The sequence below is a fragment of the Citrobacter sp. U14242 genome, assembly GCF_046555775.1.
In the GTDB taxonomy this organism is placed as follows: domain Bacteria; phylum Pseudomonadota; class Gammaproteobacteria; order Enterobacterales; family Enterobacteriaceae; genus Citrobacter.
Genome location: NZ_JBKGLW010000006.1, coordinates 258,709 through 284,218, shown reverse-complemented (window position 1 = coordinate 284,218; position 25,510 = coordinate 258,709). Strand labels below are relative to the sequence as shown.

Genomic DNA, 25,510 nt, shown 5'->3' with positions numbered 1-25,510 from the left:
TTTATGTTGGTGAATCTGTGTGATTACAAACAGAGCGTAACGCTCATCGCCAATAGCGGTGTGCAATTTCTGGATTTTGGGCTGACACCACAGGAATCTGCGCACCACGGTCGTTTTGTTCGTAAAACGGCAAACGGTCCCCTACTGCGTCTGGATTTCGATCTGGCATCGGGACGCTATACCCTGCCAGGCAATACCGGTGGTCAACCCGAAGTAGTGAAACCGGAAAGCACGCAGACGCTGCATTATTCTCTGGACGTACTTGACGGTGTCTGGTTGCCCCTGCCGTTCCTGCGTTTTAACCCGCCGCGCACATTTGTTGAAGGCCCGGATAACTGGGCGCGCGTCCAGGTGCGAAAACTCGCGCAACCGGACAGTGCCGGCAATACTCACCGTGTCACGGTGGCGCTGGACAGTCAGTTGACTGACGCCCCGGCAGCATTGACGCCAAATGAGAACGATCTGCTGAATGGCACGCGATTTGCGCTGGCCTGGCACGATAATGAGATCGCAGATTTCCTCGACCAGACGTGGATTGATGGCTGGCTACGCGAGTCCTTTTTACAGCACGTCACGCAGCAAGAAAACCGTTCTGAGCAGGAGATCCAACAAGCTCTACGAAATTTTGAATACCAGGCGCACTGGCTGAATGTGTTGACCCTGTTAGGCGAACAACTTTCCGTCCCGGAAGTGAAGCTGGTGACCCATACGCTCAGCACACCCGCTATTCCTGTCGATCTGATTCTGGATATTGGCAATACGCATACCTGCGGCGTGTTGATTGAAGATCATGGCGATGCCAATGACGGTCTGCGTCAGACCGCTGAATTGCAGGTGCGTTCATTAAGCGAACCCCAGTTCCTCAACGATCCACTGTTCACCAGCCGACTGGAGTTTTCCGAGGCGCGCTTTGGTAAGCAACATTTCTCCGTTGAGAGCGGTCGCGATGATGCCTTTATCTGGCCGTCGATTGTCCGCGTTGGGGATGAAGCCCGTAAGCTGGCGATGCAGCGTATGGGAACGGAAGGCAGCAGTGGGATCTCCAGCCCACGTCGGTACTTATGGGATGAAACCCCCGTGTTACACGACTGGCGCTTTAGCCAGATGAACAGTAAAACGCAGCGTGAGCCGCTGGCTACCGCCTTCCCGCTGATGAATCTGATGAACGATGACGGTCAACCGCTGTTCAGCCTGCCACAAGATGACCGGCTGCCGGTGTTCTCACCCCAATACAGCCGCAGCACGCTGATGACACATATGTTGTGCGAGATTCTGGCCCAGGCGCTGGGACAAATTAACAGCGTAGCGACGCGGCTGCGTCTCGGTTTCCCGGCCTCTCCACGCCAGTTGCGCACGCTGATCCTCACTCTGCCGTCAGCCATGCCAAAACAGGAACGTGAGATCTTCCGTCTGCGGATGTTTGAAGCCATTGCTCTGGTCTGGAAAGCAATGGGCTGGCACCCCCAGGACGAAGACTTTACCACCCGCAAACAGCAGGAAAAAAGCGTCGTTCCCGTACCTGAGATCCAGATGGAGTGGGATGAGGCCAGCTGCGGACAGTTGGTTTGGCTGTACAACGAAGCGATTTCACACTATGACGGGCACACAGAATCGTTCTTTAACGCCCTCGCCCGTCCTGACCGCCAGCCAGAGCCCGGTGAAGTTAGAGGTCGTGCTCTGCGCGTCGCCTCCATCGATATTGGCGGCGGCACAACGGATATGGCCGTGGTCCATTATCAACTGGATGACGGCGTTGGGGCGAATGTCAAAATTACGCCGCATCTGCTGTTTCGAGAAGGCTTCAAAGTCGCCGGGGATGACATGTTGTTGGATGTCATACAACGCTGCATACTGCCCGCCCTGCAAACCCGCTTACAACAGGCTGGCGTGACCGATGCCGCCGCCCTGCTGGCCACACTGTTTGGTGATTCCGGGCGGATCGATACTCAGGCTATTTTGCGGCAACAAACCGCATTGCAACTCTTCATGCCACTGGGTCATGCGGTGCTAAGTGCCTGGGAGCAAAGCGATATTAACGATCCCGTCGCGGGGTTACACGCCACCTTTGGCGAACTGCTTTCACAGCGTCCGACACGCAATGTGATGAACTATATCCAACAGGCTATCGATCATGCATTACCGTCTGGTTCACCGGCTTTTGATGTACTGAGCGTTCCGTTGCAGGTGCAGTTCAGACAGTTGCAAGAAGCGCTGCTGGCAGGGCAATTTACCCTGACATCCCCTCTGCACGCCGTTTGTGAAGCGATTTCCCACTATCGTTGCGATATTTTGTTAGTCACTGGCAGACCCGCCTGTTTGCCGGGGGTTCAGGCGCTAATCCGCCATCTGCAACCCGTTCCGGTCAACCGCATGATCTGGATGGACAGCTATCGCGTACATGAGTGGTATCCGTTCAGCCAGCAAGGGCGTATTGGCAATCCAAAATCTACCGCTGCCGTTGGCGCGATGCTGTGTAGCCTGGCGTTGGATTTACGCCTGCCGCGCTTTAACTTTAAAGCTGCGGATATCGGCGCGTACTCAACGGTCCGCTACCTCGGTGTACTGGATAATACGGTTAATACGTTGCGCGATGAAAACATCTGGTATCACGACATCGATCTGGATAAACCCGGCGCAAAACTGGATACCCGTCTGCACTTCCCGCTGCGCGGGAACGTGACACTGGGCTTTCGCCAGTTAGCAAACAGCCGCTGGCCAGCCACCCCGCTGTATACGTTGAGCATCAATTCTGCTGAGCTGGCAAAAACGATTGCCGGTGACGGTGTATTAAATGTGCGGCTGCAACTGCGCGGCGGCAGCAAAGAGACGGGACCGGAATTTTTCGTTCTCAGCGATGCCTGGCTACAGGATGGCACGCCCGTTGCCGCCAATGCCCTGACGTTAAAACTGAATACACTGGCAGATCGTCGCCATAGCGGCAGCCATTACTGGATTGATAGCGGGAGTGTGTACCTGAAATGAGTAAGATGTTTAACACAGCACAAGCCGCCATCAAATGGGTGAATGACACACGCCAGCGCGCAGCGCGTCTTGATGATGAAGCGGATTCTCTACTCGCTCAGCTCACCATCGCCGCAGTGACTGAGTCTGCGCTGAACACGGCGTTTTCATCGCGTGGCTGTGTGGGGCTGTACGGTCATTCACAGCCAGCAAAAGCACATCTGTTGTCCGCACTGTGCAACAACACCAGTGGGAAATTGACTATTACCACACCGGATCGCAGCTTTGATTACTTTTCGCATATCAATCCGGGCCATGCGCCAACCAATATGGCGCTCCGTTTTACGCGTGAAGACAATTCCGTTGATAGCGAGTGGCCTCTGCGTCTGCGCTTACTGAGTGAAGCGGAACTGGTACAGCTGTTTATCACGCAGTTTTGCGCCATGCCTGACAGCCGCCAGGTGGAAAAATCGATTATTGAAGCCCGGTTAGAAAAATGGCAAACGCTGCGTCAACGTCATCCAGTTCAGGGCATCACGGCACATGACGTAGCCGCCATCGGCCGTTTCTGGCGCTCTTGTGTTCCTGCAAACCAGCAGCAAATTGATGATGCGCTATGGCATCAATTTGCTACGTTGCTGCCGGCGCTGGATCTGACCACTCGCGCTCACGCCTGGGCGCTGTTGTGGGGAGAACAACCAGAGTTAACGCAGCAATGGCTGGCATTAGCGCACACTTTGCAACAAACCGGACAGGCACACGAGCTAGCCGCGCCGCTGAGTTTGCTGGTCGATCATTTTGGCTTGCCTGCCGAAAGCTTCCTGACCCAGGTCGCATTAACCGGGAACGACGCACAAAGCGATGTGGTGGTTCATCCTGTTGAAAACCATCAGCTGCTTAACGCGGTCAGTCTGTCGCTGGAATCGCTGGCGCTGCTGACGCGTGAACTGGTGCTGACTGTTGAAGACTCAGTTTTGGAAGACGTCGACCTGCTCGATATTCCCCTCGCACCGGATGCCCACCCCAACCCGCTGTGGCGGGCCAAATTAGGCTGGATGTTGGAACATTACCGCCAGCATCTGCAACCCGACGTCCTGCTGATCTGCAACGCAGTGTCTTCACGCTCGCAGACACCAGCCATCACGCGTAAGCTGATGAGCTGGGCCAACGATACCCAACCCGTACATGATGCGGCATTACCGGGGGTTGTGTGGGCCATTACGCCACAAGATGCACGTTTTAGCACACAGCAAAACCTCGATGAGGCCGTGCAGCAATTAATGGGCAAGCCCGGGTTGCGCTGGGGGACATTACAGGCACTGGATAAACACAGCCTGTTGCGCCTTGCTGAATGGTTGTCGCAGGCGACATCAGCGCAACAACGCCAGTCACGGTTAACGTCCCTGCATGAACAGCATCAACAGCATGTTCGTGAGACGCTGATGAGTTGGCTTAACGATAGCGAAAGCGTGCCCGACGCCAGCGAGACAGTGATCCGCCAGCTTCAGGCCCAGGCAGCAAAACATGGTGAACTCCTGGAGGGGTTACTACCACCGATGCGCTGCTTTGAGTCGTTGCTGCGTATTCAGCAGCCACGCGAAGAACAAGTCAGTGGACTCTTTAATGAAGAGATTGACCTGTTTGCCGACGTCCGGGAGCCATTGCACTCATCCGAAAGCAAAGAGACCGGGTACCAGGCACACAAAATGTGGATCAACCATGTGCGTCAGTGGTGTCGTGATGACAATAACGCGCGCCGATTGCGGCTTGATCCGCGAACGCTTAGACAGGTAGCCGATATTCTTATCACGACCAGCTATCGGCTTGAGATGCCTCAACGACTTCAGCAGATTATGCAGCGAGAGAATGTCTGCGGGGCACAGTTACACGCCGATATTGGTGATTTTATTACCTGGCTTGGCTACGCCAACGTTGCAGAGGATCAACGGCCTGCCAGCAGGGTCCTCAAGGGTGCGGCTATTTTCAGTGCGCCAGCACAACAACCGATGTCGCGCCTGACTCAGCTGGATGAGCAGCCGCAGCACGGTGCAAGCCGACACGTTTACGACTGGCTGGTTGCTTTGTACACTCGTGCGAAAGAAAACGTGGGATACCAGCATCCTCTGGACGTAACCAAAGACGACAGACTGCGATTAGTCGCTCTGCTGACCCCCTGATACGGCATTGACAGCGCCATCAGAAAAGAGAAAACAGGAGTGCGACAGGAAAGCTCATCGGCCATGTCGCCCCGACTAATATCGCGCTCAGAAAGCGAATACGTTTTTTATCACGCGACAGAAACCAGGTGATGATTGCCGCAATAGCGGCCATCACCGCATAAAAAACCAACATTTTTTGGTACAGAGACATTTAGGGCTTCCAGGCCAGAAGGGAAAAACGCGCGCAATATGCTCTCTTTTATGATCCACATCAAGTTTTATTCACTTCTTTAAGAAAAACGCCTGAAAAACAGCCCACTTTCAATATGTTCAGATTTCGTACTATTGCGGATAGTTATAAGCCGTACTATACCCAAAGGGGTTAAAATGAAAGGTGGCAAAAATGAATGTTTCCAGTAAGACTGTGGTGCTGATAAATATATTTGCTGCTGTAGGACTTTTCAGCCTGATATCCGTAAGGTTCGGCTGGTTTGCTTGATGTGACTCTTTTTGATGAATTGCAGCGCCTGCTGGCAGAGAGAAAATCTTCTCTCTGCCATTAGTAAACGATCTTCCCACTCCGCCACTGCCCGGTAAATTATCCTTAATATGTACCCCCCCTAATCCTTCCGCAGCATTATTTCTCCGTGATAGCGGGTCGGTGTTGTACCTGTTACCGGGAATGATGTTAGGGTTAGCGGGTATCGTGCAGCAACCGGGACGGGTTCTGACTGTCTGTGCGTTCATCGGCTGGCTATGTCGCCTGTGCCGTGTCGTTTGAACAATCACCTAAATAATCAGGCCCCGACATTGTGCCGGGGCCTGATTGTGTGCAAATTAGCCTGACCTCGCGGATATTTCCAACTTACCGCCGTCCGATGGCGACGAGGCCAGTGGCGCGCATAGTATAGAGACACGTTTGCTGATATTTAGCTATCCGTGCTCCTTTTACCGTCCGCGGGTTACGATATTACTCATGCTTGATCATGACATGGCGAATCACCGTGTAATCTTCCAGTCCGTAGACCGACATGTCCTTGCCATAGCCGGATTGTTTTTGTCCCCCGTGCGGCATTTCACTCACCAGCGTGAAGTGGGTGTTGACCCAGGTACAGCCATACTGCAGGCGAGCGCTCAGTCGGTGCGCGCGACCAACATCCCGCGTCCAGACTGACGATGCCAGTCCATACTTCGAATCATTGGCCCACGCCAGGACCTGATCTTCATCATCAAAGACGGTAACACTGACCACCGGACCAAAGACCTCACGCTGCACAATAGCATCTTCCTGTTTCGCTCCCGCCAGCAACGTTGGCGCAAAATAGTAGCCTGAACCCTCCACTTTTTTGCCGCCGGTGATAACCTTGATGTGTCCGAGCGCTTTCGCGTCATCGACCGCTTTTGCTACCCTGTCAAGATGTGCCTGTGAGCTTAACGGTCCCAGTTCTGTCGTTTCATCATTTGGTGCGCCAATTTTCAGGCTGGCAACTGCGGCGCCGAGTTTTTCGACCAACGCATCATAGATGCCTTTTTGCGCGTAGATTCGACACGCAGCAGTGCAATCCTGTCCGGCGTTGTAGTACCCAAAGGTCCGTACACCACTGACCACCGCATCAAGATCGGCATCATCAAAAATAATCACCGGGGCTTTCCCACCCAGTTCCATATGCGTGCGTTTAATTGAAGGCGCAGTATGCTGGATAATATGTTCCCCGGTCACAATTGAACCGGTCAGTGAAACCATGCGTACTTTTTCATGGCCGGTCAGCGGATCGCCCACCGTTTTACCACGGCCAAACAGGACGTTAATCACGCCTGCCGGGTAAATATCTTTCGCATATTCCGCCAGTTTAAGTGCCGTCAGCGGGGTAATTTCTGAAGGTTTAATCACCACACAGTTGCCGGCGGCCAGTGCAGGAGCCAGCTTCCAGGCAGCCATCATTAGCGGATAGTTCCAGGGCGCGATGGATGCCACCACACCCAGCGGATCGCGACGAATCATGGAAGTATGCCCTTCCAGATATTCCCCGGCAGCCTGTCCTTGCAGGGTGCGCGCTGCCCCCGCGAAGAAACGGAAAACATCCACGATGGCCGGAATTTCATCATTAAGCACACAATGAAGTGGTTTACCGCAGTTGAGCGATTCCAGCTCCGCGAAGGTCTGTGCGTTATCGGCAATGGTATCCGCCAGCTTTAACAACAGCTCCGAACGCACTTTCGGCGTGGTTTGGCCCCAGGAGGCAAACGCGTTGTCTGCCGCGCGCACTGCGGCATCAACCTGCATGGCTGACGCCTCAGCAATCTCCAGAATAAGTTCACCAGTGGCAGGGTTATAAACTGGTTGCTTTTCACCTTCACCGCTGACCAGCTCACCGTTAATCAGTAATTGATGTTGCATAGCAATTTCCCATATCGTCGTTTATTTACCGTTTCCGGCGACGGTGTCGCCTTCACGCGTTAGCCACCAGGCCCCTAAAATTGGCAGTGTTGTTACCAGCATTACCAGCAATGCCACAACGTTGGTAACAGGCACATCTCGTGGACGGCCCAGTTGATTGAGCAGCCACAGAGGAAGTGTTCTTTCATGTCCGGCGGTGAACGTTGTCACGATGATTTCATCGAATGACAAGGCAAACGCCAGCATACCTCCCGCCAGCAGTGCAGATGCCAGATTGGGCAGCACGACATAACGAAAGGTTTGCCAGCCGTTGGCGCCAAGATCCATAGACGCTTCAACCAGACTCCATGAGGTGCGGCGAAAACGCGCCACGACGTTGTTAAAGACAACCACCACGCAAAACGTCGCATGGCCCACCACGATCGTGAGAAAACCCGGTTCCAGGTTGATGGTTTTAAATGCCGTCAGCAGTGCCAGGCCGGTAATAATGCCCGGCAGCGCAATCGGCAATAGCAGCAACAGCGATATTGCGCTTTTACCGAAAAAGTCCCTGCGCCACAGCGCAGCCGCCGCCAGCGTACCCAGTACCAGAGCGATTGCTGTCGACAACGCGGCGATCTTAAGTGACAACGTCACTGATTCAAGAATATCGCTACGCTGCGCCGCCACGCTAAACCAACGCAATGTCAGTCCCTGAGGCGGAAAACTAAAAGCAGCCTCCTCTGTATTAAAAGCATAGGTGCCGATGATGAGGATGGGAAAGTGCAGAAAAAGAACCCCGCCCCATGCGGCCAGTTTGAGTAACCAGGGTGCGCGTTCAGAGTGCATCAAAAGCTCCCAGACGCTTCACGAACGCCAGATACAGTGCAATTAAGACAATTGGCACCAGAGTGAATGCCGCCGCCATTGGCATATTGCCGATAGCCCCCTGTTGCGAATACACCATGTTGCCGATGAAATATCCCGGCGGTCCCACCAGTTGCGGCACAATAAAGTCACCCAGCGTCAGTGAGAAAGTAAAGATAGAACCAGCGGCTATACCGGGTATTGCCAGCGGGAAAACCACATAGCGGAAGGTTTGGCGAGGACGCGCCCCCAAATCAGCCGATGCCTGCAAAAGCGAGGGGGGAAGCCGTTCCAGAGCAGCCTGAACCGGCAGGATCATAAAGGGAAGCCAGATGTAGACAAAAACCAAAAAGCGCCCTAATCCCGATGTTGACAACGTATTACCGCCGACAGCGGGCAAGGTGAGGAAAGCGGTCAACAGTGGCTCCAGCCCGAGATGGGTTAAAAACCACTGCGCCACGCCGTCTTTCGCTAACAGCAGCGTCCACGCATAGGCTTTGACGATATAGCTCGCCCACATCGGCAACATGACGGCAATGTAAAAAAAGGCTTTCATTTTGCCACGGGTATAACGTGCCATATACCATGCCATCGGGAACGCCAGAATGGCGCTGGCAATCGTCACCGCCACCGCCATTGTCAACGTTCGTACAATGATGTCGTAATTGGCCGGATTAAACAGCGCCTGCAGATTCGCCAGCGTCAGGTCTGGCGTCACCGACATAGTGAAATCGTCGAAGGTGTAAAAACCTTGCCACAACAGCGTCAGCAACGATCCAAAGTAGACGATGCCAAACCACATCAACGGCCCGAGCAGCAGCAAAAACAGCCCAAGCCCTGGATTACGCCAGAAGAACCCCGAGATACGGTTAAGCTTTGTCGGCTGTGCGGGCGAATGTATGACGTTCATAGCCATTCACCTCTCCTCTACCAGCGGAACCATGACATCGCGTGACCACGATGCCATCACCTGCTGACCCGGCGACAGCGTCGACGGCAGCATGTCTCCCGTCAGGTTCGCCTGGCTAACCAGCAATTTTTCACCGCCAGCAAGTTTCAGCTCAAAACGCGTCGCCGCCCCCTGGTACTGCACCGCCTGAATGACACCCCGAGCCTGAACCTCGCCCCCCATATCATTTAGCCGAATGTGTTCCGGGCGCAGCGAGAACATACCCTGTAACCCACAGACGTTTGCTGACATCGCTTCGTCAAAGACGTTTGAAGTCCCAACAAAACCCGCCACAAACGGCGTGCGTGGACGCATGTAGAGTTCTCGTGGTGAATCCACCTGCTCAATACGGCCATTGTTAAATACCGCCACACGATCGGACATCGACAGCGCCTCACCCTGATCGTGGGTGACAAAAATAAAGGTGATGCCGAGAGACTGCTGGAGTTTTTTCAGCTCCAGTTGCATCTGTTCGCGTAGCTTGAGATCCAACGCACCGAGTGGCTCATCCAACAGTAAAACGCGAGGCTCATTGACCAACGCACGGGCAATCGCTACACGCTGACGCTGTCCACCAGAGAGTTGTGATGGCTTGCGCTCATGGACAAAACCGAGCGCAACCTTATCTAACGCTTCTCGCGCCCTGGCATGACGCTGCTTTTTATCAATGCCTTTCACCATCAGCCCATAAGCCACGTTGTCGAGAATCGACATATGCGGGAATAGTGCGTAATCCTGAAACACCGTGTTGACGTCCCGTTCCCAGGGCGGTAATTCACTGGCTTGCTTACCAAAAATTTTAATTGAACCGCCAGAAAGCTGCTCAAACCCTGCAATCATGCGCAGACAGGTCGTTTTGCCGGAGCCGGATGGCCCCAGCATTGAGAAAAACTCACCATCATTAATTGCAATACTTACCCCATCAACTGCACGAACATCCCCGTACAGACGCGAGACATTATGAAACTCCACTGCGTACGTCATAAAACCCCCAGCGGAATTAACGACCGCCCATAATGGCGATGTAATCCTGCGTCCAGCGACTGTAAGGAACGAATTTTCCACCTTCTGCGATTGGCGTTTTCCAGAAAGCAATCTTGTCAAAATAACTATAGCCGTTGGTTTCACAGCCTTTCTCACCCAGCAGCGGGCTGGCTTTACAGCCTTCAGGGACTACCGGCAGAGATCCAAACCAGGCAGCGACGTCGCCCTGAACTTTCGGGGTTAATGACCAGTTCATCCATTTGTAAGCACAGACAGGATGCTTCGCTTCGCTATGCAGCATGGTCGTGTCAGCCCAACCGGTAACGCCCTCTTTCGGGAAAACCGTGGCAATTGGCTGGCCTTCTGCTTTCAGGGCGTTAGCCTGATAAGGCCAGGCACTTGATGCCACCACACCTTCGTTTTTGAAGTCACTCATTTGCACAGTGGTGTCATGCCAGTAGCGATGGATCAATGCGTGCTGATCGCTCAGGACTTTGATGACCGCCTGATACTGTTTCTCGGTGAGCTGATAAGGATCGGTGATACCCAACTGCGGTTGAGTGGCTTTGACGAACAGCGCCGCATCGGCGATATAGATCGGGCCATCGTACGCCTGGACTCGCCCTTTATTGCTTTTTCCGTCCTCAAGTTTCTGCTCGACAAACACCACGTTCCAACTATCTGGCGGCGTTGGGAAAGTTTTGGTGTTATACATCAGCAAGTTGGGCCCCCATTGATACGGAGTACCGTAAACTTTCCCCCCGACGTTAAACCATTCCCCTTTGACGACTCGCGGATCGATAGTTTTCCAGTTTGGAATAAGCGCAGGATTAATAGGCTGGACACGTTTGCCCATAATCAGGCGCAGTGACGCATCGCCAGAAGCCGTCACCAGGTCATAGCCGCCTTTCGCCATCAGGCTCACCATTTCGTCTGATGTAGCCGCTGTTTTAACATTGACGGCACAACCGGTTTCCTTCTCAAACTGCGAAACCCAGTCATATTGTTTATCGGTTTGACCGCGTTCGATATAACCCGGCCAGGCAATAATATCCAGGCGCCCTTCCGGTTTATCTAATGATGCTGGGGGTTCGGCTGCCTGTGCTGTCATCAGCGTCATACTGAGTGCACACAAGCTACTGAGGGCAAATTGCTTGCTCATAACGTCTTACTCCTGTCGAAAAAATATTGAGCGGCAGCCTTGCCGTAAATATATGTCCTATTCCTAAAAATAGTCGGGGTGTTGAAAGCGTTCCTGCTGGCGCAAGGAAATTTAATCAGGTTGTGAGCTAACGCTCATTACGCCACGGGTTATAGCAAGGTGATTTAATCTTCTGGAGTATAGACAAGGAGTTAGGTGCCAGGGTGGTACCAGGAAGAACTATTGATATTTCGTATGGTGGCACCTGATATAAATAACATCAGGATTTAACATTTACTATTTCTAAAATAAGAATGCGCTATTCTTTTATATTGAATAGCACATTCAGTTTTATTTCATCATCTCGCGAATTAATTTTCCAAGCTGTTTAACCGCCAGTTCTTCGCGTTCTCCCCAGTGCCATGCGGTATTAAAACGAAAGAAACGTGACCATGCCCCTGAGGTTGAAAACATCTTACCGGGTGCAATGCTGATGTGGTGCGCCAGCGCCTGGGTGCTGAGCTCCCCCGCATCCAACGGTTCTGGCAGTTCGAGCCACAGAAAATAGCCGCTGTCGTTATGGTGTATTTTGACCTCCGCCGGAAGATGACGCAGCAGCGTTTGCCAGGCCTGCTGTTTGCGTTCCGCCAGCTGACGACGCAGCCGTCGCAAATGCGCGTCATAACGCCGGGTCGACAGGTAGTCCACCAGCGCAAGCTGCATTGGGGAACTGGTGGATAAGGTGCTCATCAACTGGAGTCGCTGAATACGACGGGCATGTTTCCCGGCAGCAACCCAGCCGATGCGAAAGCCGGGGACCAGACATTTCGAGAAAGATGAACAGTGCAACACCCTGTCCCCTCGATCCCAGGCTTTAGCCGGCAGTGGTTTCTCCCGGCCAAAATAGAGTTCGCTGTAAACATCATCTTCAATCAGCATCACATTGTATTTTTCCAGTAATGCGACCAGATGGGCTTTTTTCTGTGCGCTGAGTGTAAAACCCAGCGGATTTTGGCTGTTGGTCATCAGCCAGCAGGCTTTGACCGGGTACTCCTGGAGTGCCTGCTCCAGTGCGACAAGGTCGATTCCTTCCTTCACGTCGGTGGCAACGGACAACGCCTTCAGGCGCAATCGCTCCAGAGCCTGCAATGCGCCGTAAAAACACGGGTTCTCGACAATCACCCAGTCCCCCGGCTCGGTGACGGCCTGCAGGCTCAGGTTAAGCGCTTCAAGTGCGCCGGTGGTGATTACAATTTCATCCGGGGAAAGGGTCATTCCCTGTTGCGCATATCGACGGGCAATAGCATGACGCAGTTCATCATTCCCTGGCGGCAGGTTTTCGATAACACTCATGGCGGTAGCTGTTTTACTCACCTGAGCCAGCGAACGATTAAGCTGCTGAAGCGGAAATAAGCGCGGATCGGGGAAAGCGGATGCAAACGGCATCACTGAAGCATCACGACTGGCCTGCAGCATGTCAAAGATGTAGGTGTTGATATCCACGGCTTCATCGCGCATGACCTGTACCTGCGGCACGACGTTTTCGCGCTCGGGACGCGCAGCAACATAATAACCCGACTGTGGCCGGGCAATGATCCGCCCCTGGCTTTCCAGCAGTTGGTAGGCATGCCCCACGGTCATAAAACTCATCCCGCTGCTTGCCACCTGCTCGCGCAAAGAGGGCAACCGATCGCCCGGTTGCCATACGCCAGACGCGATTTGATCGCGAATTTGCTCCGCCAGTCGCTGGTACTTCTTCATTTTTTTGTCCTGATAACCGGTGTAGGCAATAGCCTCTGTGTATATCAGTTTACATAAATCATAAATTTTTGATAACTGTTATAGTTAACAGCTTTACAACATAGTCAACGAGAGTGCTTTCCCTAGCGCCCGTGCCGCTACCTGAACAGCATCAATTTTCGTTGCATGCTTTAAATCGAATAAACGCGTGATTTCCTGCTTTGGCCTGCCGATTCTGCTCGCCAGTTCCTGTTGCGTGATATTTGATTCGAGGAAGGCATTTAACAGAAGAACCTTGGACGCAACGCTAAGGGGAATTTCGACATAGTCATCAGCGGGATCAACCGCCGAAGGCAACGGGATGGGTTCATTGTCATCGAAGTAAAATTCAAATGCAGTGACCAGTGCCTCCTGTGCGGCCTGCAGCGCTTCATGGCGGGTATCGCCCTGAGTTAATGCTTCAGGAACATCAGGAAACGAAACCACAAAGCCACCTTCTTCCGCAGGGGTGATATTGACGGGATAGCGCATAATTTCTGTAAAATCTCTCATGTAATTAGCCTTATAACAGTGATGTTTAATACAAACCAAACTGCTTAAGAATGGCTTTTCGCAAGGCTTCTTTTATTTCATCACCAGGATGTCTGGGCATAACGCTTCGCTTTCCCTGTATCTCAGCTTCAAGTGATTTGCACCCGGCGTTACTTCAACGCCCTGAGATTCAAGCCAGCGTCTGAACTCACTTTGCTTCACTGCGCCTCCCTATTGACCAGGATACATAAAAAGTAAACATTTGTGTTTACTTTTCCGTTGTTTTGTTATTCATAGCGAAAAATCGATGCCATGGGGAGGATGATGTGTCCGGATCGGAATGCACATTCCAGATCCCATATCAGGTCTGTTAACTGACACTATTGATGCAACTGTTATGGGTAAAAAGAACTGTTCTGTTTCTGCCCCCTTATGCTCCTCAGGCTTAGAATTGCGCTAAATCAATTTTGCCTGCGGAGTTAAGCATGTTCGGTTTTGACGCGTTTCACCTGGCGAGGATCCAGTTCGCGTTTACGGTATCCTTTCACATCATCTTTCCTGCCATAACTATCGGTCTTGCCAGCTATCTGGCGGTACTTGAAGGACTGTGGCTGAAAACCAAAAATCCGACCTGGCGTTCGCTGTATCATTTCTGGTCCAAAATCTTTGCCGTTAACTTTGGTATGGGTGTGGTATCAGGTCTCGTCATGGCCTACCAGTTTGGCACCAACTGGAGTGGTTTCTCCGAGTTTGCCGGGAGCATCACCGGGCCACTGCTGACCTATGAAGTGTTAACCGCCTTCTTCCTCGAAGCAGGCTTCCTCGGCGTAATGCTGTTTGGCTGGAACCGTGTGGGGCCGGGCCTGCACTTCTTCGCGACTTGCATGGTTGCGCTGGGGACAATTATTTCTACCTTCTGGATACTGGCCTCCAACAGCTGGATGCAGACCCCACAGGGCTATGAAATAGTCAATGGACAGGTCGTTCCTGTGGACTGGTTTGCCGTTATTTTCAACCCGTCATTCCCTTATCGCCTGCTGCATATGTCGGTCGCCGCTTTCCTGAGCAGCGCGCTGTTTGTCGCAGCGTCAGGGGCATGGCATTTATTACGCGGGAATAGCACCCCGGCTATTCGCGCCATGTTTTCTATGGCGCTGTGGATGACGTTAATCGTCGCCCCGTTGCAGGCGTTGATTGGCGATATGCACGGATTGAATACGCTTGAGCATCAGCCTGCCAAAATTGCCGCCATCGAGGGGCACTGGGAAAACCCGCCCGGCGAACCCACTCCGCTGCTATTGTTCGGTTGGCCAGATATGGCGCAAGAGCGTACCCGCTATGGGCTGGAAATTCCGGCGCTGGGAAGCCTAATCCTGACTCACAGCCTGGATAAACAGGTCCCGGCGCTAAAAGAGTTTCCTAAAGAAGACCGGCCCAATTCCACCATGGTGTTTTGGTCGTTCCGCATCATGGCGGGGCTTGGCATGCTGATGATCCTGTTGGGCACATTCGCCTTGTGGTTACGTTACAAGCAACGTCTGTATACCTCACGTCCCTTCCTGCGTTTCGCGCTGTGGATGGGGCCGTCTGGTCTGATCGCTATTCTGGCCGGTTGGGTCACCACCGAAGTTGGTCGTCAGCCGTGGGTGGTTTACGGTTTGCAACGCACAGCGGATGCGGTTTCCGCCCATGGTGATTTGCATATGAGCATCAGCCTGCTGGCTTTCTTTGTGGTTTACAGTTCGGTCTTCGGCGTGGGTTATAGCTACATGATTCGCCTGATCCGTAAAGGGCCACAGGAAGATGATCCGACCCTTCCGCCAACCGGCACACCTGCACGGCCGCTTTCCGCTGCCGTCCTCGATTCTCAAGCTGAGGCTCATCGCTAATGGGTATTGATTTATCAGTTATCTGGTTCGTTATTATCGTGTTCGCCACGCTGATGTATATCGTGATGGACGGCTTTGATCTCGGGATCGGTATCTTATTCCCCGCCATTCAGGATGCTGATGACCGCGACGTGATGGTCAACAGCGTTGCACCAGTATGGGATGGGAATGAAACCTGGCTGGTACTGGGCGGCGCAGGATTGTTTGGCGCATTTCCTCTGGCCTATGCGGTCATTGTCGATGCCCTGACGATCCCACTCACCCTGATGCTGATTGGCCTGATTTTTCGCGGCGTGGCCTTTGAGTTTCGTTTCAAAGCCACGCCTGCACACCGACCGTTCTGGGATAAAGCCTTTCTGGGCGGTTCAATTCTTGCCACGTTTACCCAGGGCGTGGTTGTGGGTGCGGTCCTCAACGGATTTTCCGTTACTGGCCGCAGCTACAGCGGCGGTCCGTTTGACTGGCTAACGCCTTTCACGCTGTTTTGCGGGCTGGGGCTCGTCGTGGCCTACGCGCTGCTTGGCGCAACATGGCTGGTAATGAAAAGCGAAAACCCGCTACAGGATAAAATGCGCAGTGTGGCAAAAAAACTGCTGCTGGCGCTGCTGGTCGTCATTGTCATTATCAGTTTGTGGACACCGCTGGCACACAGTGCGATTGCCGATCGTTGGTTTAGCCTGCCAAATCTGTGGTTCCTGATGCCGGTTCCGCTGCTGGTCGCATTCATCAGCCTGTGGCTGTGGCGTTCTCTGGGCCAGCAACATAGTCATGCCCTGCCATTTATATTGACGCTGGGTTTAATTTTCCTCGGTTTCAGCGGGCTGGGGATCAGTATCTGGCCACATATTATTCCGCCGTCTATTACCCTTTGGCAGGCCGCGGCGCCAACGCAAAGCCAGGGCTTTATGTTGGTGGGCGCGCTACTGATTATCCCGATCATTCTGGTGTACACCTTCTGGAGCTACTACGTCTTTCGCGGCAAAGTTCAACATGGTGAGGGGTATCATTGATGGAACAATCAATCTGGAAACGTCTGATGTGGTTGGTGATCCTGTGGGGGGGAAGCGTATTGGCTCTGGCCGCCGTCGGTATGTTCTTTCGCCTACTGATGACCGCAGCAGGCTTTAAGTCCTGATAAACATGAATAAAAGCCGGGCGGGGCCTGCACTTCCCGGCGAACTCACTGTCCACACTTATTAAACAAATGCGCAATAACTCTCGATTTTACGCAACGGACGATTGCCTTTACAGCGATTAAATTATTGAATAGTCACCCGGCGAAATTATCGCCACGTCCACAGCTAACGTACCAGAGGGTGCATGATGTTTAAGAAAGGGTTAACGGTGTTATTGCTGGCCAGCGCGCTTTTCTCCGGCCAGCTTTTCGCTACTCATCAGGGACATGAATATCTTCAGGTACAGGATGCCGATCATTTATTACGCCATACGGCTGACAGCGATGAGCTGAGAGTGACGGCGGAAGAATCCGCCGCCGATCTTCGCGAACACCATCACTGGCAAAAATCACGCAAGCCAGATACACACCTGAGTTAGCCTTTACGCTTCGGCAGTGTTTTCATCAGCTCATCAGGGCTGACAGAAGCCACTACGCTGCCCGGCAATGGCATTTTCAGAATGTGGTGTTTCATCTTGCCGATAACGTGCATTTCGCACGGTCGGCAATCAAATTTCAGCGTCAGCACTTCATCGCCATTCACCAATTGCATCGGTGTGGCTTTCCAGCTTTTGATATTCCCTTTTGCCTGTTTCGGACACAAATTGAATGCAAAACGCAGGCAGTGCTTGGTAATCATCACCGGAACATCGCCCTTTTCTTCATGCGCTTCATATGCTGCATCAATCAACTGGACACCATAACGGTGGTAAAACTCACGCGCTTTATGGTTATAGACGTTTGCCAGAAAACTCAGATGCGTCTGCGGATAGACCGGTGCCGGCTGGGCAACGGGTTTACGACTGCCACGCGGGTAGTTTTCCAGACGCGCGGTATCCAGCATGTCAATAGCTTCGCGGCGAAGTTGATTGAGTTGACCATTCGGAACAAACAGCGCACCCGGCAGATTCACCTGAATATCGCGGGCGTAGTACAGCGTCTGGCCAAGTTTTGCCAGACCCTCCTGCATGTTACTCAATGCTTTTTCGGCATTGTTCGCTTCTGCAAACTGGCCATCCAGCGTATGGGTGATACTCACGCCGTCTTCACTGGTCAACGTCAGGATCAATTGTTCCTGCCAGCCGCCCAATTCAATATCAACCGCGACACGGCGTTCGCTGGATGTCCTGGTTAACGCCTGCTGCCAGTTATGATCGAGATTGCGATTGAGCGGATGGTGCGGCCGCACTTTGTGCAGGTCCGTTGGCATTTCATTTGGCCATACCCGATAACGATTATTCCCCGTTTTCTCTACCGTATTGGCACGGAATCCAACCACATCACGCTTAATCAATACGTTCAGGCCATCCCCGTTTGCCAGTGGTTCCGTCACCTCGACATCAAGATAATCCTTCGCCACCTTCAGTACTTCACCCACTGGTAAGCCAATGAATTTAGGTGAGTCGAATGCCCCGATGTCGCCTTTACGGGCATTTACAAAATAGTCAGTGCTACCGCGGTGGAACGTTTTCTCTGTAGATGGCGTGAAGAAATGCTCAGTGCGACCTGCAGATGAACGAGCCAGATCGCCGCGTTCTTCGATGATGGCATCCAGCATCTGCCGATAATGTGCAGTGATGTTTTTCACATAGCTCATGTCTTTGTAGCGTCCTTCAATTTTGAAGGAACGTACTCCGGCATCAATCAACGCACCGAGGTTGGCGGTCTGATCATTATCTTTCATCGACAGCAGGTGTTTTTCATACGACACCACCCGCCCCTGATCGTCTTTCAGGGTATACGGTAGTCGGCAGGCTTGTGAACAGTCGCCGCGGTTAGCGCTGCGCCCGGTTTGCGCATGAGAGATATAACACTGGCCTGAATAGGCAACGCATAACGCACCGTGGATGAAAAACTCGATCGTCGCGTCCGTCGCCTGATGAATCGCGTGAATTTGCTCAAGGCTCAGTTCGCGCGCCAGCACAATCTGTGAGAATCCGACGTCAGAAAGAAACTTCGCCTTCTCGACGCTGCGAATATCACACTGGGTGCTGGCATGCAGTTCAATCGGCGGGATATCCAGCTCCATAATCCCCATATCCTGCACAATCAGCGCATCCACGCCAGTCTGATACAAGTCGGTAATTAACCGCTGAGCAGGTTCCAGCTCATCATCATGCAAAATCGTGTTCAACGTCACAAAAATTTTCGCCCCATATCGATGAGCGAATGGCACCAGTTCAGCGATGTCTTTCAGGCTGTTACTGGCGTTGTGACGCGCACCAAAACCGGGGCCGCCAATATATACGGCATCCGCGCCGTGCAAAATGGCTTCGCGCGCAATGGCGGTATCACGAGCCGGGCTTAACAATTCAAGGTGATGAGGTTGCTGGCGCATACAGTTGTTACCATCCACAAGCGGTAAAATGGCGGCTATTGTAGTCAGAAGCGCGGCATTTCGGAATAGTTTTCCCGATTAACCGCGTGGGTAATGGATCAGGGAATGAAAGTGAACTGTCTGTTCGCTGCTGTTACGGTAACTATGTGCAGTATCACCCGCAAAACGGACACCCTCGCCTGATTTGATGGTTCGCCACTGCCCATCAATGCACATATCCAGCAGGCCACTAATCACCACGACGTGCTCAATCACACCGGTTTCATGCGGTGTAGATTCACTCAACGCCCCCGGTGCCAGCAATATTGAAAAATGGTCAAAGCAGAGTTGTGGATCCCATGGAAACAAGGGTGTCACTATCATTGCCTGCTGCTCGGGATCAAAAGTCGCTGTGCCTTCTGACTCTGGTGGTGAAATAAACGTCGAAAACGGCACGTTCAGTCCGGTGGCAATTTTCCATAGCGTCGCCACTGTTGGACTGGATTCATTGCGTTCTATCTGCCCCAACATAGCTTTGGATACACCGGTTTCCTCTGCCAGACGCGACAGACTCCATTCCCGCTGGTGACGTAATGTCCGGAGCGTGGTAGCCAGATGGTGGGTTAAATTGTCCATTGTCGCCTTCCTCTATCTCCTGTTTCTGTCCATCAGCTTATCACTTGTACGCTATAACGCACAGTGCTACAGTGAATGACCGTTATAACGCACGCGGAGTCCCTATGCGCACAGTATCAATCCCTTTGCCCACCGTTTTATCCGGTTTTGTTGCCGTGCTGGTCGGCTATGCAAGCTCAGCAGCCATCATCTGGCAAGCGGCGATAGCCGCAGGCGCAACGACCGGGCAGATTGCGGGCTGGATGACCGCACTGGGAATCGCGATGGGCGTGAGTACGCTGGCATTGTCAGTGTGGTATCGTGCTCCCATCCTGACCGCCTGGTCTACGCCCGGTGCTGCGCTGCTGGTTACGGGTCTGCAAGGCGTGACCGTTCAGGATGCTATCGGCGTTTTTATTGTTGCTAACGCGCTGATAGTCCTGTGTGGTGTGACGGGGTTGTTTGCACGTCTGATGCAGATAATCCCACACTCACTGGCGTCGGCAATGCTGGCCGGGATCCTGCTGCGTTTTGGTTTGCAGGCATTCAATAGCCTTAATAATGCGCTTCTCCTGTGCGGCAGCATGCTGCTGGCGTGGCTGATGTTAAAAGTTGTCGCACCCAGATACGCCGTCATTGCTGCAATGCTGGTGGGTATCGCCATCGCACTGCTAAAAGGTGACATTGTCACCTATAACATTAATTTATCTCCGGTGATGCCTGAATTCATTGCGCCCCACTTTTCTCTTGCACACAGTATAAGCATCGCATTGCCGTTCTTCCTGGTGACCATGGCGTCACAAAATGCCCCAGGCATTGCCACCATGAAAGCGTCAGGTTATTCCTTGCCCGTTTCACCACTGATTATTTTCACGGGGCTGCTGGCGTTACTGTTTTCTCCCTTTGGCGTCTACTCCATCTGTATTGCTGCCATCACCGCCGCAATTTGCCAAAGTCCGGATGCGCATCCGGATCCCCAGCGACGCTGGTTAGCCGCTGCCGCTGCCGGAATGTTCTACCTTCTGGCCGGGGTGTTTGGTGGGTCGGTAACCGGATTGATGGCCGCTCTGCCGGCAAGCTGGATCCAGATGCTGGCTGGCCTCGCCTTGCTCGGTACGATTAGCGGTAGTCTGTATCAGGCATTGCTTCATGAAGCTGAGCGAGATGCTGCCATCGTCACCTTTCTGGTTACTGCCAGTGGTTTGACGTTATTGGGGATTGGTTCTGCGTTCTGGGGATTAATCGCCGGAGGGATATGTTATGCCGTGCTGAGGTTATCGCGACGCACGTAATTGCGTTGGCGTCTTGCCCGTCACCTGTTTAAACCGATTGCTAAAATGGCTTGCTGAACTGAATCCGCAAGCCATCGCGATATCCGACAAACTACGTGAAGAATAACAGACCAGTTGCTGCGCCAGCGCCATACGACGTTGCATAACATACTGATGCGGGGCCATATTCATCGACTGGCGAAACATTCTGGCAAAGTGGAAATCGCTCAGTGCCGCTTCACCTGCCAAATCGCTGAGGGTCATTGGGTAGGCCAGATGCGCGTCAATATAGGCCAGCACGTTGCGCAATGTCGCTGGCGCAAGCCCACCGGTTACCACCGGCGGCCGCCATTGAACATTGCTGTAATGTTGAATCAGGTGTGTCAGCAACAGCGAAGATGCCGCGCTGAGCGTTAGGTGATTAGCCGGTTGTTGCCAGTCATTACCCAGTAAAAACTGACGATAAACCGCCGTGATCCCCGGATCGCTGCCGAACGTATGTTCGTCCAGCGTGAAGCGATAAGGGCTTTTGTCCCAAACTTTCTCACCCACTTCCCGTAGATGCGCGTCGGTACAATAAAGATGTACAAAGGAGAGATCGTCACGAATATCCCAACTGGATTCGCTCTCTTTCGGCATCAGGCAGAAGCGATCCGGGCCGCCGCCGTTTTTCCAGCCCCCTGCCGTCTTGTGATAGCTCTCGTAACCATCCGCGACATATAAGCTGAGCGTGTGGTGATCGCAATATTGGGTAATGGTGTCGCGTTTGTTTGACCACGCCGCCAGTTGGATCCCTGAGTGTAACGCAACCGACTCATGCAGCACGGCATTATGTTTGCGTAAGTTTTCAAAGGCGCCATAGGGCTGAGACATACCATCACATTCAGAATAAGTTAGCAGGCTTTCAGTCTATATCAGCTACATGTTGTTAACAGCCTCCTTTTCATGTTTGCGAGAAAAAAGCGCAAGATTTTGCAAGTCGACCGCAATCAGATGAAAGCCAACCCCGGCCAGCCATGACACTGTGTGCAATTAAATACCAAAATGAGAGAGATGTATGAACGCATTGTTGTACTGCCTGGTGGTCGTGATATGGGGAACGACATGGATTGCCATTTACCTGCAGCAAGGGCCTGTTGCTGCCCCGGTCTCTATCTTTTGGCGCTTTGCGGTCGCCAGCTCGGTGATGATCCTTCTCCTGCTGTTCAGCGGCAAATTGCGTAAACTCTCCGGACGCGACCATCTGTTTTGTCTGTTACAGGGCGGATGTGTTTTTTGCTTCAATTTCTGGTGTTTCTACACGGCAGCGGCCTGGATTAACACCGGTCTGGAGTCAGTAATTTTCTCGATGGCCGTGCTGTTCAATGCGGTGAATAGTTTTGTATTTTTTGGTCAAAAACCACCGCTACGCTTTTATTTCGCCGCGGCGCTGGGGTTGACGGGTATCATCACCCTGTTCTGGCAGGATTTGGCTAATAGCGGCCTGAATCACTCGCTTCTGCTGGGTATTGGTTTAAGCGCTCTGGGAACGTTTGGTTTTTCCCTGGGCAATATGATAAGCCTGCGTCATCAGAAAAAAGGGCTGGAGGTGATGACCACCAACAGCTGGGCCATGCTATACGGTACCTTGCTGATTGCCACCATTGCACTGGTTCGTGGTGATGACTTCACGCCACAGTGGACTTTTAGCTACCTTAGCGCGCTGTTGTATCTGGCTATTTTTGGCTCTGTGATTGCCTTCGGCGCTTATTTCACACTGGTAGGACGCATCGGTCCGAGTAAGGCCGCTTACAGTACGTTGCTTTTCCCTCTGGTGGCGCTCACGCTGTCAACACTGTATGAAGGGTATGTTTGGCAGGCTAACGCGATTGCCGGTTTAGTGCTGATTTTGCTGGGAAATCTGGTGATGTTTGCGCGACCGGAAGGCTTGATGGGAAAACTGTTGTACCGTCGGCGAGTGGCATAAAAAAACGCACCCTCCGCAGAGGGTGCGTCCTTCATTATTATTTTTTGTTCACATCAAACATGGAGGCATCTGTCGCCATGTCATCAACAACTTTCTTCAACGTTTCGAACGCCATCGGCGTACTTTCGTTGTTCAGGTCCTTGCCTTCACCCTGACGTACCACTTTAATCACAGGCTTATTGGTTGCCGCATCGATCAACTCACCTTCAAAATAGAGGTGAGTATCCATGGTACGGTGGCCTGTCGCCATTTGTGTGCCCGCTACGAGCAACGCAACCGGGACGACTTCATAGAATTGCAAACCTTCTTTACTGGTCGCAACACCGGTGATTGCCCCGCGGAAAATCAGACTGCGTGGCCCTGGCGTTGCCACCAGAGGTTTACGCTTGCCGATGGAGGTTTTCATCTGTGTGTTGGTATAGCTCAACAGTTTATCCAGCACCTGTTGACCAACCTGAGTCGTTGGTTTAGGAATCGGATAATAGGTTATAGGGTTATACACAATACTGTCATATTTGGACTCACTGAAGTTGGGATCAACCCAACGCAGCACAGGCTGTCCTGTTGCCGATTTCGTTTCCTTCAGGCCAGAATAATCTTTTAAAAACCCAGAATATTTATCCGGCTGCGTCACTTTTGACGCACAGCCCGATAATGCCAACAGACCAGTAAGCACTGCAACTTTAAATAAAGTTTGAGTACGCATGAAACGATCCCTTTAGTTTTCGCAATGATGCCTATAAAGGATAGCAAAACAGTTTCATTTTGGATGTACGAAAAATGGTAACGACCGCACAATTTTTTCTCTGCGCTCAGCACCAAAAAATGCTGAACGCAGAACGAGTTAAGCCAGGCGGGATGTTCAGGCAGTTTTACGCGCCAGCATGGTGGCAAAGCGCAGTTTAATGCGGTTGCCATTTTCATCTGTACGATGAAGTTCACCCACATCCTCATTGTATTTCAGCAGATCCCATCCACTGTAATAGTGACGTAATTCACCTGCTTTAAATGCAAACGGGAAACCGACAGTGCACGGGAAATCTTCGGTATCCATTGCCGCTACGATTAAATTATATCCACCCGGTTTCGTGCAACGTTGCATATTTTCGATAAGCCCCGGGATCGTTTTCGCTTCCAGGAACATCAGCACCACGGTAGAAAGAATAAAGTCATATTCGCCGTCAAAGCTGAGTGCATTCAGGTCTGCGACGTTCGTGTGCAAATTGGTCAGTCCCTCAGCCGCTTTGATGCGCTCAAGATTAGCGATGCTCATGGGGTTTTTATCCCACGCGGTGACGTCATAGCCGTTTGCCGCCAGATACAGACTGTTACGGCCATTGCCACAGCCCAGATCCAGTGTTTTACCTGGTGTGACAATGTTGGCCGCTTCAACAACCTCGGAATGGGTCCGGGTGAGATCGTATTTTTCAGTAAAGTAGTTTTCGTCGCAAAGGGTCATTATTTATCCTCAGATTTCAGTAATGCAGCACGCTCCGTGCGGATGAGCAGTTTCCCCTGCATCAGCAATGCAAACGTACGTACCAGTAATAACGCAATGATAAAATTGGTAAAAATAAACAGTGGCATCGACAGCGTATGGAAAAATCCCGATTCACTGGCATGTCCCAGATGTAGCCCAGTGGTTGCCAGAGCCGACACGCCGAACGAGAAACTCCAGAAAGACGCATTAAACGGCTGGGACAGATACCACGGCATCAGCCGAAGCATAAACAGCAGTTGCAGCAGGCCATAGCCGAACAGCATTTTCGCCAGCGTATCGCCCTCTCCGCCGTTGACGCTAAGCCATGCGCTACAGGCCACTAACGCGGGTGCCAATTGAATACCCAGCGACGTACGTAATACCGCGGGCAACTCACCAGAACTGCGTAAACGCTGCAGGATCACCGGTTCAAGACTAAGCCAGGAGAAAACCCCGGCCCCCAGGAATACCAGTCCGGCATCGTTATAGCCGAGTGCACCGCAGGCCATCGCGCTGATAAAGTTATTGGCGACGGTCGGCAGATACAACCCCGGCGTGGTGGCCTCCTCGGGATGCGAACCTCGCCACAGGCCTGCCGTTTGCCAGGCCGCATACGATAGCTGTATCACCACGCCAATGCTAAATAGCCCGACGGCTAACGGGCGGTACCAGGGAACAAAACCAATCGCCACCAGCATGGTTGTTGCCGGAAAAAGGCTGACAAAACTACTCATCACCGGGTGGCGAATCTCTGCCAGCACACTCTGGGGAAAACGCACTAAACGGGTCAGAAAAGCCAACGTTAACAGACCCCAAATAACCATCGCCAGGATGACTAACCCATCGCCAATCCAGTGGCTCACCGGCCACACCTGACTGGCATATCGCCAGGCGAATCCCATGCCGATGGTGCCCAGTACCATGCCAAAATAACCGGCCGGAAGATTAAGGACCCGATCACTATGCTTGTTATTACTCATTTTGTTTATTTTTTAAAGTATATTTGAAATGCATTTTATGGAAATTATGGCGATTTAGCCAGTACGGAAAACTTTGCTACGTTTAACTAAGGTGCGCAACACGGAAATG

At 52.4% G+C, this 25,510-nt stretch carries 23 protein-coding genes and 1 pseudogene; 9 read left to right on the top strand and 15 right to left on the bottom strand.

Features of this window, described 5'->3' with window-relative positions:
* Positions 1-3: 3 nt before the first annotated feature.
* Complete coding sequence (locus ACLJXE_RS12445) at positions 4-2,982, top strand: virulence factor SrfB (RefSeq protein WP_410750998.1); 2,979 nt, start codon at positions 4-6, stop codon at positions 2,980-2,982.
* Positions 2,979-5,138 carry a virulence factor SrfC family protein gene (locus ACLJXE_RS12440; protein WP_410750997.1) on the top strand — a complete coding sequence of 720 codons (2,160 nt, stop codon included), beginning with the start codon at positions 2,979-2,981 and terminating at the stop codon, positions 5,136-5,138. Before ACLJXE_RS12445 ends, ACLJXE_RS12440 begins: the two co-directional genes overlap by 4 nt.
* A 19-nt stretch (positions 5,139-5,157) precedes the next feature.
* On the opposite strand, the gene ACLJXE_RS12435 is transcribed toward ACLJXE_RS12440, so the two are convergent.
* On the bottom strand, positions 5,158-5,331 hold the full coding sequence (locus ACLJXE_RS12435; RefSeq protein ID WP_286630219.1) for a GhoT/OrtT family toxin: 174 nt from the start codon (positions 5,329-5,331) through the stop codon (positions 5,158-5,160).
* A gap of 192 nt (positions 5,332-5,523) precedes the next feature.
* Between ACLJXE_RS12435 and yncL the strand changes: the two genes are divergently transcribed.
* On the top strand, positions 5,524-5,619 hold the full coding sequence (yncL, locus tag ACLJXE_RS12430) for a stress response membrane protein YncL (RefSeq protein ID WP_071828932.1): 96 nt from the start codon (positions 5,524-5,526) through the stop codon (positions 5,617-5,619).
* Positions 5,620-6,090: 471 nt separating this feature from the next.
* Here yncL and patD read toward each other — a convergent pair whose 3' ends face one another.
* From patD to ACLJXE_RS12390, 8 genes and pseudogenes are all read right to left on the bottom strand, one after another.
* Complete coding sequence (gene patD / locus ACLJXE_RS12425) at positions 6,091-7,518, bottom strand: aminobutyraldehyde dehydrogenase (protein ID WP_410750996.1); 1,428 nt, start codon at positions 7,516-7,518, stop codon at positions 6,091-6,093.
* 21 nt (positions 7,519-7,539) lie between these two features.
* A complete protein-coding gene (locus tag ACLJXE_RS12420) occupies positions 7,540-8,346 on the bottom strand; it encodes an ABC transporter permease (RefSeq protein ID WP_005126751.1) in 807 nt (268 codons plus the stop codon).
* Complete coding sequence (locus ACLJXE_RS12415; RefSeq protein WP_286630217.1) at positions 8,336-9,280, bottom strand: ABC transporter permease; 945 nt, start codon at positions 9,278-9,280, stop codon at positions 8,336-8,338. The genes ACLJXE_RS12420 and ACLJXE_RS12415 overlap by 11 nt, the downstream gene beginning before the upstream one ends.
* Positions 9,281-10,297 carry an ABC transporter ATP-binding protein gene (locus ACLJXE_RS12410; RefSeq protein WP_410750995.1) on the bottom strand — a complete coding sequence of 339 codons (1,017 nt, stop codon included), beginning with the start codon at positions 10,295-10,297 and terminating at the stop codon, positions 9,281-9,283. It lies immediately after the preceding gene.
* 16 nt (positions 10,298-10,313) lie between these two features.
* Positions 10,314-11,459: a putative ABC transporter substrate-binding protein YdcS gene (gene ydcS / locus ACLJXE_RS12405; RefSeq protein ID WP_410750994.1), complete on the bottom strand. Its 1,146-nt coding sequence runs from the start codon at positions 11,457-11,459 to the stop codon at positions 10,314-10,316.
* Positions 11,460-11,789: 330 nt separating this feature from the next.
* On the bottom strand, positions 11,790-13,199 hold the full coding sequence (locus ACLJXE_RS12400; RefSeq protein WP_286630214.1) for a PLP-dependent aminotransferase family protein: 1,410 nt from the start codon (positions 13,197-13,199) through the stop codon (positions 11,790-11,792).
* Between the two features lie 93 nt (positions 13,200-13,292).
* On the bottom strand, positions 13,293-13,709 hold the full coding sequence (locus ACLJXE_RS12395) for a type II toxin-antitoxin system HicB family antitoxin (protein ID WP_410751038.1): 417 nt from the start codon (positions 13,707-13,709) through the stop codon (positions 13,293-13,295).
* 46 nt (positions 13,710-13,755) lie between these two features.
* Positions 13,756-13,931: pseudogene (locus tag ACLJXE_RS12390) on the bottom strand (type II toxin-antitoxin system HicA family toxin).
* Between the two features lie 263 nt (positions 13,932-14,194).
* On the opposite strand from ACLJXE_RS12390, the gene ACLJXE_RS12385 reads away from it, so the two are divergent.
* The 4 genes from ACLJXE_RS12385 (at position 14,195) to ACLJXE_RS12370 (ending at position 17,152) form a co-directional block, all read left to right on the top strand.
* Complete coding sequence (locus tag ACLJXE_RS12385; RefSeq protein WP_410750993.1) at positions 14,195-15,598, top strand: cytochrome ubiquinol oxidase subunit I; 1,404 nt, start codon at positions 14,195-14,197, stop codon at positions 15,596-15,598.
* Positions 15,598-16,608: a cytochrome d ubiquinol oxidase subunit II gene (cydB, locus tag ACLJXE_RS12380; RefSeq protein WP_410750992.1), complete on the top strand. Its 1,011-nt coding sequence runs from the start codon at positions 15,598-15,600 to the stop codon at positions 16,606-16,608. The genes ACLJXE_RS12385 and cydB overlap by 1 nt, the downstream gene beginning before the upstream one ends.
* Positions 16,608-16,733, top strand: coding sequence for a DUF2474 domain-containing protein (locus tag ACLJXE_RS12375; RefSeq protein ID WP_124021191.1), 126 nt, complete (start codon positions 16,608-16,610; stop codon positions 16,731-16,733). The genes cydB and ACLJXE_RS12375 overlap by 1 nt, the downstream gene beginning before the upstream one ends.
* A gap of 188 nt (positions 16,734-16,921) precedes the next feature.
* Positions 16,922-17,152, top strand: coding sequence for a DUF2554 family protein (locus tag ACLJXE_RS12370; RefSeq protein ID WP_005126741.1), 231 nt, complete (start codon positions 16,922-16,924; stop codon positions 17,150-17,152).
* Here the strand turns inward: ACLJXE_RS12370 and ACLJXE_RS12365 are convergent.
* Both ACLJXE_RS12365 and ACLJXE_RS12360 read right to left on the bottom strand, forming a co-directional pair.
* Positions 17,149-19,110, bottom strand: a complete 1,962-nt coding sequence (locus ACLJXE_RS12365) for a peptidase U32 family protein (protein ID WP_410750991.1) — start codon at positions 19,108-19,110, stop codon at positions 17,149-17,151. The genes ACLJXE_RS12370 and ACLJXE_RS12365 overlap by 4 nt on opposite strands.
* A gap of 78 nt (positions 19,111-19,188) precedes the next feature.
* A complete protein-coding gene (locus tag ACLJXE_RS12360; RefSeq protein ID WP_286630210.1) occupies positions 19,189-19,725 on the bottom strand; it encodes a helix-turn-helix domain-containing protein in 537 nt (178 codons plus the stop codon).
* Positions 19,726-19,829: 104 nt separating this feature from the next.
* On the opposite strand from ACLJXE_RS12360, the gene ACLJXE_RS12355 reads away from it, so the two are divergent.
* Positions 19,830-20,996: a benzoate/H(+) symporter BenE family transporter gene (locus ACLJXE_RS12355; RefSeq protein ID WP_410750990.1), complete on the top strand. Its 1,167-nt coding sequence runs from the start codon at positions 19,830-19,832 to the stop codon at positions 20,994-20,996.
* On the opposite strand, the gene ACLJXE_RS12350 is transcribed toward ACLJXE_RS12355, so the two are convergent.
* The gene (locus ACLJXE_RS12350) at positions 20,979-21,848 is read right to left on the bottom strand and encodes a helix-turn-helix domain-containing protein (RefSeq protein ID WP_286630208.1); all 870 of its coding nucleotides are present in this window, start codon (positions 21,846-21,848) and stop codon (positions 20,979-20,981) included. The genes ACLJXE_RS12355 and ACLJXE_RS12350 overlap by 18 nt on opposite strands.
* A 184-nt stretch (positions 21,849-22,032) precedes the next feature.
* Between ACLJXE_RS12350 and ACLJXE_RS12345 the strand changes: the two genes are divergently transcribed.
* Complete coding sequence (locus ACLJXE_RS12345; RefSeq protein ID WP_286630207.1) at positions 22,033-22,941, top strand: DMT family transporter; 909 nt, start codon at positions 22,033-22,035, stop codon at positions 22,939-22,941.
* Between the two features lie 37 nt (positions 22,942-22,978).
* Here ACLJXE_RS12345 and ACLJXE_RS12340 read toward each other — a convergent pair whose 3' ends face one another.
* The 3 genes from ACLJXE_RS12340 to tehA form a co-directional block, all read right to left on the bottom strand.
* Complete coding sequence (locus ACLJXE_RS12340) at positions 22,979-23,647, bottom strand: DUF3313 domain-containing protein (protein WP_410750989.1); 669 nt, start codon at positions 23,645-23,647, stop codon at positions 22,979-22,981.
* A gap of 156 nt (positions 23,648-23,803) precedes the next feature.
* The gene (tehB, locus tag ACLJXE_RS12335; RefSeq protein WP_410750988.1) at positions 23,804-24,400 is read right to left on the bottom strand and encodes a tellurite resistance methyltransferase TehB; all 597 of its coding nucleotides are present in this window, start codon (positions 24,398-24,400) and stop codon (positions 23,804-23,806) included.
* Positions 24,400-25,401 carry a dicarboxylate transporter/tellurite-resistance protein TehA gene (tehA, locus tag ACLJXE_RS12330; protein WP_410750987.1) on the bottom strand — a complete coding sequence of 334 codons (1,002 nt, stop codon included), beginning with the start codon at positions 25,399-25,401 and terminating at the stop codon, positions 24,400-24,402. The genes tehB and tehA overlap by 1 nt, the downstream gene beginning before the upstream one ends.
* Positions 25,402-25,510: the final 109 nt, after the last annotated feature.